Origin of the sequence: Streptomyces triticirhizae (assembly GCF_003696235.1) — a bacterium.
Lineage (GTDB): Bacteria > Actinomycetota > Actinomycetes > Streptomycetales > Streptomycetaceae > Streptomyces > Streptomyces triticirhizae.
This window is the reverse complement of sequence record NZ_RFFJ01000260.1, coordinates 1-6,959: the sequence shown is the minus strand read 5'-3', so window position 1 is coordinate 6,959 and position 6,959 is coordinate 1. Positions and strand designations below refer to the sequence as shown.

The following is a 6,959-nucleotide window of genomic DNA, read 5'->3' as shown; positions in this document are numbered from 1 at the left end:
TCCCGCGGATCACCGCCACCCCCGAGGAGGCCGCCGGCCTCCTCGACGCCCAGCGGCGGCGCGCCCACGCCGGCGGCGGCCGGCCCGCGCTGGACGCGCTGCGCGCCCGCTTCCCCCGGCTGCCGCTGGGCGACGCAGGACCCGCCGACCCGCTCCCCGCCGACCTGCTGCCCGAGACGCCAGACGAGGTCTTCGCCACCCTCGGCTCCCACTACCTCCCGCTGTGGGACCTCGCCCGCCAACCCGGCCTGACCGTCGGCCGGTTCGCCGCCGAGGCGGCGCTCCTCGGCGAGCACGCCCGGTTCGTCGGCACGCCCGAGCAGCTGGGCGCCGAGCTGCGCCGCTGGTTCGACGAGGACGGCGTGGACGGCTTCCAGTTCATCCTCGGCAACGACTTCGACGCGCTCTGTTCCCGCGTCGTCCCCCTGCTGCGCGGCGAGACGCCCCGCGGCCGGCACCCGCACCCCCGCCGTACCCCCAGCAGAACAGGTGACCACATATGACCGAGACCCCGCACGCCGCGCCCCCCGAACCCGCCGTCCACCCGCCCGCCGACGAGCCACCCGCCGACGCCTCCGCCGCCCGTGGCGCGTTATGGCGGCGGCGCCTCTTCGAGGGCGAGGCCGGGCTGACCCGCTTCGTCGTCGAGACCCGCGCCGGCGCCCACATGCGGGCGCTCCTCGAAGTCAAGCAGGCGATCTTCGAGTCACTCCCCGACAACAACGACGAACAGGAGTGGAAGGCCGCGTTCTTCCGGGGCCAGGCCCTGATGGAACGGTTCGTCGTCCACCACTTCGGCCTCCCGGAGCTGGCCGCCTGGGCCAGGTCCAACGGGATCATCTACGCGGCCGTCGACCCCGCCGCGAAACACGACGCCAGGGTGCCCCTGGACCGCCTCGCCGCCCAGGCCGACCTCTACGGCTCCGACACCGAGTGGCTCGCCCACGACCCCGAGCGCGCCACCCTCCGCATCCGCCGCTGCGCCATCTGGGAGTACCGGGAACGCGCCCGACGGCGCGGCGTCCCCATCACCCTGGGCGCGCCCTGCGAGTACTGCGTGCCGGCGACCACCGCCATGGTGACCATCAAGGGACTGAACGCCCGCCACCAACTGACCGAGGACGCCCGAGGCCACGGGTGCGTCTGGACCGCCTCCCGCACCCCGGCCGCACCCGAGGCTCCGGACGCGCCCGAAGCCACGGACGCCCCGGTGAACGGCACCCGCAACGGACGCGAAGGTTGACCACCATGACGACCCGCCACCCCGGAACGACCACGCTGCCCACCGCGCCGCCCCGCCCGGCCCCGCGCGTCGAGGACGACATCGCGCGGCTGCGCGCCCTGCCCGCCCGCCAACAGCCCGACTGGCCCGACCGGTCGGCGCTGCGCGCCGCGCTCCGCTCGCTGCCGCCCGGCGACCTGGTGACCCGCGAGGACGTCGACGAACTCCGCCACGAGCTGGCCCGGCTCGACGCCGCCGGCGGGCTCGTCCTCCAACTCGGCGACTGCGTCGAGGACATCGACACCGACGTGCCGGCCGCCACCCGCGCCAAGGTCGCGTTCCTCACCCAGGTCCGCTCCCATCTGAGGACCCGCACCGGCCGCGACATCGTCGCCGTCGGCCGGCTCGCCGGCCAGTACGCCAAGCCGCGCTCCGCCGAGTTCGAGGTGGTCGACGGGCAGCGGCTGCCCGCCTACCGGGGCCCCATCGTCAACGCGCCCGAGCCGACCCCCGAGGCCCGCCGCCCCTCGCCCGCCCGCCTCGCCCTGGCCCACGCCGCCGCCCGCTCCGCCCACGCCACGCTCGCCGACCACCACCGGGCGACCGCGCGCCGCGACCCGATCTGAACCAGCCACGAGATGCTGCTCCTCGACTACGAGCTGCGCTTCCTGCGCGCCGGCGAGCCGGCCGGCCGGCACCTGCTGGCCACCACCCACTGGCCGTGGGTCGGGGCCCGCACCCGGCAACGCGACGGCGCCCACATCGCGTTGGCCGCCACCCTGCACAACCCGGTCAGCGTCAAGATCGGCCCCGACACCGCGCCCGAGGAGGCCGCGGCGCTCGCCGCCGCCCTCAACCCCGAGGACGAGCCGGGCCGGCTGACGTTCATCGCCCGGATGGGCCACCGCGAGATCGACCGCCTGGGCCCGCTGGTGCGCGCCGTCCACCGCCGCGTCGAGCACGTCCACTGGGTCAGCGACCCGATGCACGGCAACACCGTCAGGGGCGTCCACGGCTTCAAGACCCGCCATGTCGAGCACATCGTCGCCGAGTTGACCGCCTTCCAGCGGATCGTCACCGGGGCCGGCCGCCGGCCCGCGGGGCTCCACCTGGAGGCCACAGGCGACGACGTCCACGAGTGCGCGGAGCACGGCGTCGAGCCCCACGACCCCGCCCGCTACCGCACCCTGCTCGACCCCCGGCTCAACCCGGAGCAGACCGCCACGGTCCTCGGCCACTGGCACGCCTGACCCCCGCCCCGCGACGCCCGCCCGTTCCCGCCCCGGCGCGCCCGCGCACACGCAAGCCCGCACAGGAGAGATCCCCATGGCGCAGCACCCCCTTCTCGCCCTTGAGGACACCGCCAACCCCGACCCCGAGGAGTACCTCCAGGCCGCCCTGCGCTGGCACTTCTCGCCCGAGACCGGCTCCCGGCTGTGGCTCGACCTCGCCCGGCGGCTCGACTTCGACCCCGTCCGCGACATCCGTGGCTACGCCGACCTGGGCCGCTTCCCCGACATCGCCGAGCACCTGCGGGACCGGCCCGTCGAGGACCTCGTCCCCGCCGGGCTGGTCGACGAGCCGGTGCCCGCCGTCTTCGAGACGGGCGGCACCACCGGCTCGCCCAAGCGCCTGATCTACACGGACCGTTGGGTGCGCCGCGCCCTGGAGTGGAAGACGGCGGAGTTGCGCGCCGCAGGCTTCCCCGAGGGCGAGCCCTGGCTGGTCGCCATGCCCTCGGGCCCGCACGCCTACGGCCACACCAGCCGCCTCCAGGCCAGGGCGCTCGGCTCGGTCCTGCACACCGTCGACCTCGACCCGCGCTGGGTGAAGAAGGAGACAGCGGCCGGCCGCCGGCCCGACGCCTATCTGACGCACCTGGTCGACCAGCTCGGGCACGTCATCCGCACCCAGCGGATCGCCGCCCTCACCACCACGCCGCCGATCCTCACCGAACTCCTGCTGCACGACGCCCTGGTGGACCGGCTGCGCGCCTCGCTGCGCTATCTCGCGCTCGCCGGCGCCCACCTCGACGACGACACCTACGACCTCATCGCCGGCACCCTGCCCGACACCGTGATCCAGAACATCTACGGCAGCACCATGGTGCTGACCACCGCCCGGCTGCGCACCCCCACCGCGCCGCCGCCCGCCGCCCTCTACGACGGCTACCCGCCGTTCGTCGTCTTCGCCGTCGTCGACCCCGACACCCACCGGCCCGTGCCCTACGGGCAGCGCGGCCAGGTCCGCATGACCCATGTCAGCAGCGGCCTGTTCATCCCCAACAACCTGGAACGCGACTCCGCGATCCGGGCCCCCGCGCCCGAGGGCGGCGTCGGCGACGCCCTCAACTCCCCACAGCCGCTCGCCGCGTTCGACGGCGAGCCCGTCATCCAGGGGGTCTACTGATGACCACCACCGGCACCCTCGTCGAACTGCCGCTGCTCACCCACCGGGGCACCCACACCACCCGCGCCCACGAGACCGTGCACGCCGTGGACGGCGCGCCCCTGGCCAGCCTCTCCCTCGCCCCCGACCTGCTGCTCGGGCAGGCCCTGGCCGCCCAGCGGCGCGCCGCCCCGCTGCCGGCGCCCGAGCGGGCCGCCCGCCTCGCCGAGGCCGCCGACCGCTTCCTGAACGACACCCTCGGCGGGCTGACGTTCCCCCAACACCTGGCGCTGGTGCGCCGGGTGACCGGCCACAACGCGCCGCTGTCCGAGGAGTTGAGCCGCGCCGTCGCCACCGCCGTCGCCGAGGCGCCGGCCCGCGCCGACCGCGCCCGGCCGGTCGGCTCGCTCGGCTCCTGGCGCGAGGCCGCCGCCGGGCCGGGCAGCGGGGTGTGGACGCGGCGCGGCGAGACCCTCGCCGCCGTGCTCTCCGGCAACACGCCCACCATCCAGAACGGTTGGCTCCAGGCTCTGGCCCTCGGCTACCGCGTCGCGGTGCGCCCCTCGCGCCGCGAGCCGTTCACCGCGCACCGCGTCGTCGCCGCGCTGCGCGCCGCCGGCTTCCGGACCACCGACGCGGTGTGCCTCCCGACCGGCCACGCCGGCGCGGAGACCCTGCTGCGCCGCGCCGACCTCGGCCTGGTCTGGGGCGGCGACGACGTCAGGGCGCGCTACGGCGCCGAGCCGACGATCAAGGTGGGCGGCCCGGGGCGTGCCAAGACGCTGGTGACGCGCGGCCACCACACCCGCCGCACCGTCGCCTCGATCGCCGAGGCCGTCACCGCGCTCTCCGGCGCGGCCTGCGTGAACACCTCGGCGGTGCTCGTCGAGGGCGACCACGCCGCGTTGGCCGCCGCCTTGGCCGCCGCCCTCACCGAGGAGGCCGCCGGGCGCCAGACCACCGACCGCCACCTCGGGCCCCGGGTGAACGAGGCGACCGCCGAGGCGCTCCTGAGCCAGCTGCGGCGCGCCGGCGCCCATCCGGAGATCCCCCTCGACCGGATCGCCACCCCGCACCCCGAGGGCGGTGTGGTGCTGGGCCCCGCCGTGCTCACCGTCGGCGACGCCCACCACCCCCTGGTCGGCGGCGAACTCCCCTTCCCCTGCGTCACGGTGGCGCCCTGGGCGCCGGCGGACGGCATCGCCCCGCTGCGCGGCTCGCTGGTCGTCACCGCCCACACCGAGGACGAGGCGCTGATCGAGGCGCTGCTCCACGAGCCAACGGTCGGCAACGTCCACCTGGGCGCCCCGACCAGCCACGGCGGCCCCCACCTGCCCCACGAGGGCTACCTCGGCGCGTTCCTGATGCGCGACAAGGCGGTGGTCGCCCTGCGCGAGGAGGCGGTGGTCGCCGCCCGATGACCGCTCGGACCTCGGACGTTCAGAACTCCTCGTCGAGGGCGTCCAGCGCCAGCTCCAGCTCGGTGAGGTCCGGCGGCACCAGCGTCGTGGAGTCCACCAGCTCCCGCAGCAGGTTGTGCATCAGCGTCGCGTCGCTGGCGTCGTCGTCGGCCTCCCGCACCAGCTTGGCCGCCACCCGCCCGCTGCGGTGCAGCCGCCGGCGCACCGCGCCCACCCGCTCCTCGACCCGCCGCTTGGTCCAGCCGTACTCCGGCTGGAGCGCTTCGAGTTGGGCCACGGCCCTGCGGTACACCAGGGGCCTGGGCTCCAGGTCGTAGCGCAGGTACTCCTGGCCCAGCACGATCAGCGCCAGCCGCTCCGCGTCGTCCAGCGGCCACCGCTGGGGCGGGATGGTGTCGGCGGACTCGCGCGCGCCGGGCCCGGCGTCGTCGTGGTCGGCGACATACAGCTCGACGAGGTGCTCCCGGAAGCCGAAGCCCCGCACGAAGACCGGCGTGTACCCGGGCGCCAGCGGAACAGGGTCGGTGGAGCTGTGCACCAACTGGCCGCGCGGCAGCCGCAACAGCCGTTGCCCGGTGTTCCGCAGCCACCAGCCGTGGTCGTGGAAGGTCACCTCGCCGTGGCGGCGGCTGACGCCGGTGTCGTCGCCGCCGACCTTCAGCTCGTTGACCGGCTCCCCGGCCCGCCCGAAGCGCACGGTGCGCACCGAGCGGGGATCGGCCCGCACGCTGCCGGAGACCGTGCGGGCGTGCAGCGTGCCGGGCGCGGCGGGCTTCCGCTCGACGGCCAGGCGGGCCAGGCTCTCGGGAGGGTCGGGGTTCATCGGGGCGTTCCTCTCGCTTCGTCGGCCGGGTGCGGACGCGTCGCGCGCGGTGGGTGTCGGGGGAGCGGGGGCCATCGTCCCGCCGCCCGCCCGTGACCCCTCCCAGCGGCCGCCAGCCGGCCGCCCGGTCAGGCCGCCGGCAGCTCGGCGGCGGCCGCCTCCGCCAACCCCCGGACCACCGCGCACAGTTCGTCCATGCCCCGGTCGGCGGCCGGGTCGGCGCGCACATGGACGCGGACCATCTCCGCATAGGTGTCCGCGTCCCGGCCGCCGTAGGTGCGGTACTCGACGAACGCCGTGCACGTCCCCTCGCCGTTGCCCTCCTCCTCGACGACCGTGTCGAAGCCGTGCGGCCGGAACGGCTCGCCCTCGGGCGCCGTCCTGGGCTGGTCGCGGTGGAAGGCCACCTCGGCGCCCAGGGTCTTCTCCTCGTTCGCCCACTCGCAGGACCACTCCCGCACGCCGACCTCCGGCTCGTCCTCGGCCAGCCCCGGCAGCCCCGCCAGGGACTCGGCGTCCAGCAAGGCGCAGGCGCTCGTCCAGGCCAGCGAGTTCGCCGCGTGCGGGGTGGCCAGGCGCGGCACCCGGCCCTCGTTGAGCACCTCGGCCGCGTTGTCGGCGACCGCCTCGGCCAGCAGACAGAGCGTCGCCTGGCCGCCGGCGACCGGGCCGTGCTCCTCGGTGACCCGCAGCCCCACCACCAGCTCCTCCGCCTCGGCGGCCGGCGGCACCAGCGTCAACGCGCACTCGTCGTCCTCCGGCTCCTCCTCCAGCACCCCCACCCCGCCCAGGGTGCGGGAGAACTCGCCCGCCTCGGGCGGCGCGCCGGGGCGCAGGGCGAGGGAGACGTCGATGCGCGAGCCGGGCGCGAGCCGGTCCTCCTCCTCGGGGGTGATCAGCACGTCGCACTGGTCGAAGTTCCCGAAGTCCGCGTCCACCCGCACGCTCCCGAACCGGCCCAGCGCCGCCGCGTCGGCCAGCGCGCACAGGTCGGCGGTGCGCGGGGCGCCGATCGAGCCGGGCCCGCCGTCCGTCGAGTGCTCCGGGCCGCCGCCCGCCCGGTCGTCGCCGTCCGGGCCGCCGTCGCCGCCGGGCACCAGCGGCA

The 6,959-nt window shown here is 76.2% G+C and carries 6 protein-coding genes and 2 pseudogenes; 6 read left to right on the top strand and 2 right to left on the bottom strand.

From position 1 onward, the window contains the following. From EBN88_RS30890 to EBN88_RS27430, 6 genes and pseudogenes are all read left to right on the top strand, one after another. Nucleotides 1-503: pseudogene (locus tag EBN88_RS30890) on the top strand (hypothetical protein); the annotation flags it as partial. Beyond that, nucleotides 500-1,243, top strand: coding sequence for a hypothetical protein (locus tag EBN88_RS30885; protein ID WP_158621553.1), 744 nt, complete (start codon nucleotides 500-502; stop codon nucleotides 1,241-1,243). The pseudogene EBN88_RS30890 and the gene EBN88_RS30885, both read left to right, overlap by 4 nt. 5 nt (nucleotides 1,244-1,248) lie before the next feature. Beyond that, entirely contained in the window at nucleotides 1,249-1,848 is a 600-nt protein-coding gene (locus EBN88_RS30880) for a 3-deoxy-7-phosphoheptulonate synthase (RefSeq protein ID WP_158621551.1), read from the top strand. 12 nt (nucleotides 1,849-1,860) lie between these two features. Continuing rightward, complete coding sequence (locus EBN88_RS27440; RefSeq protein WP_122399740.1) at nucleotides 1,861-2,472, top strand: 3-deoxy-7-phosphoheptulonate synthase; 612 nt, start codon at nucleotides 1,861-1,863, stop codon at nucleotides 2,470-2,472. Between the two features lie 76 nt (nucleotides 2,473-2,548). Next, nucleotides 2,549-3,631 carry an AMP-binding protein gene (locus EBN88_RS27435; protein WP_122399739.1) on the top strand — a complete coding sequence of 361 codons (1,083 nt, stop codon included), beginning with the start codon at nucleotides 2,549-2,551 and terminating at the stop codon, nucleotides 3,629-3,631. After that, a complete protein-coding gene (locus tag EBN88_RS27430; RefSeq protein WP_122399738.1) occupies nucleotides 3,631-5,031 on the top strand; it encodes an aldehyde dehydrogenase family protein in 1,401 nt (466 codons plus the stop codon). Before EBN88_RS27435 ends, EBN88_RS27430 begins: the two co-directional genes overlap by 1 nt. A gap of 19 nt (nucleotides 5,032-5,050) precedes the next feature. On the opposite strand, the gene EBN88_RS27425 is transcribed toward EBN88_RS27430, so the two are convergent. Both EBN88_RS27425 and EBN88_RS30875 read right to left on the bottom strand, forming a co-directional pair. After that, nucleotides 5,051-5,854 (bottom strand): FHA domain-containing protein, encoded by an 804-nt coding sequence (locus EBN88_RS27425; RefSeq protein ID WP_122399737.1) that lies wholly within the window; start codon nucleotides 5,852-5,854, stop codon nucleotides 5,051-5,053. Between the two features lie 128 nt (nucleotides 5,855-5,982). Then, nucleotides 5,983-6,959 (bottom strand): annotated as a pseudogene (locus EBN88_RS30875) (serine/threonine-protein kinase); the annotation flags it as partial.